This window comes from Bradyrhizobium sp. P2_E8, assembly GCF_056403875.1.
This window is the reverse complement of sequence record NZ_JBFUES010001492.1, coordinates 1-1,245: the sequence shown is the minus strand read 5'-3', so window position 1 is coordinate 1,245 and position 1,245 is coordinate 1. Positions and strand designations below refer to the sequence as shown.

General features: G+C 67.1%; 2 protein-coding genes. Both read right to left on the bottom strand.

What is annotated here, in order from left to right:
• Positions 1-257 (bottom strand): iron-containing alcohol dehydrogenase (locus AC1D00_RS41705; protein WP_477014719.1); only part of this gene is annotated, 257 nt, incomplete at its 3' end.
• Between the two features lie 13 nt (positions 258-270).
• On the bottom strand, positions 271-1,245 hold a 975-nt coding region (gene pdxA, locus AC1D00_RS41700; RefSeq protein WP_477014718.1), incomplete at its 5' end, for a 4-hydroxythreonine-4-phosphate dehydrogenase PdxA.

The following is a 1,245-nucleotide window of genomic DNA, read 5'->3' as shown; positions in this document are numbered from 1 at the left end:
GGCTTGGCCTCGCGCGCCATCGCCACGGCCTTCTCGAGATTGGGCAGGTCCGGCTCGGGCTTGACGTCGCCGAACACCTTCACCGCACCCGGCAACGCCAGCATGTCGATGCGGCGCGCATTGAACGGATCGGAAATCACCAGCGGCCGCCTGGCGCCGATCCGCTCGGCAAAGCGTGCCGCAGCCGTGATCGTGCCGTTGCCGAACTCCAGGATGGTGGGACGTTGGATTTCGATGGGTGTGAAGGCGTTGGTCATCGCGCGGTCGATCTCATGATTTGGATGCGGAAGCGCCAGCGGCCAGCCGTTCGGCATAGTCGATGGCCTCGATCAGGCTGTGCTCGTTGGCGATGCCCTTGCCGGCGATGTCGAAGGCGGTGCCATGATCGACGGAGGTGCGGATGATCGGCAGGCCCAGGGTGATGTTGACGCCGGAGAGTTCCTGCCAGCGGCCGGTCGCAGGATCGACCTGGAAGCCGAGCAGCTTGACCGGAATATGCCCCTGGTCGTGATACATCGCGACCGCCGCATCGAACTGGCCGGCGCGCAGCTTGACGAAGATGGTGTCGCCGGGCACGGGGCCGACGACGTCGAGGCCGTCGGCGACCGCTTTGGCGATCGTCGGCGCCGACACATCGATATCCTGCCGGCCGAACAGACCGCCCTCGCCCGCATGCGGGTTGAGCGCCGCGATCGCGATCTTCGGTTTGGCAATGCCGAGCCGGCGCAGCGCATCGTTGGTGAGGTCGATCACCAGGCGCAACCGCTCCGGCGTCAGGCGCTTCGGCACGTCTTCCAGCGCCACATGGGTGGAGACATGGCTGACGCGCATGTTGCCATGGGCGAGCAGCATCACCGAGCCGCGCACACCGGTCAGATGGGCCAGCATCTCGGTATGGCCGGGGAAATGATAGCCGGCCTTGTTGAGCGCTTCCTTGTTGAGCGGAGCCGTGACGATGGCCGCGGTGCGGCCCGCCTGCGTCAGACGCACGCCCTGCTCGATCGCCTTGTAGGCGAAGCGGCCACCATCGGCGCTGAGCACGCCCGGCTTGATCGGGTCTCCCTCGGCGTCGGCTTGCAGGTAGCAGAGGTTGGGCCATTCGCGATCGTCCGCCGACACAAGCGGGATCGCAACGTCGGTACCGAGCGCGGCCTTCGCGCCGTCCAGCGCCGCGCCGCTGCCGATGATCAGCAGGCGCAGATCGCCCGTCGCGATCCGGTCCTTCAACCCGAGGCAGGCCTTGAC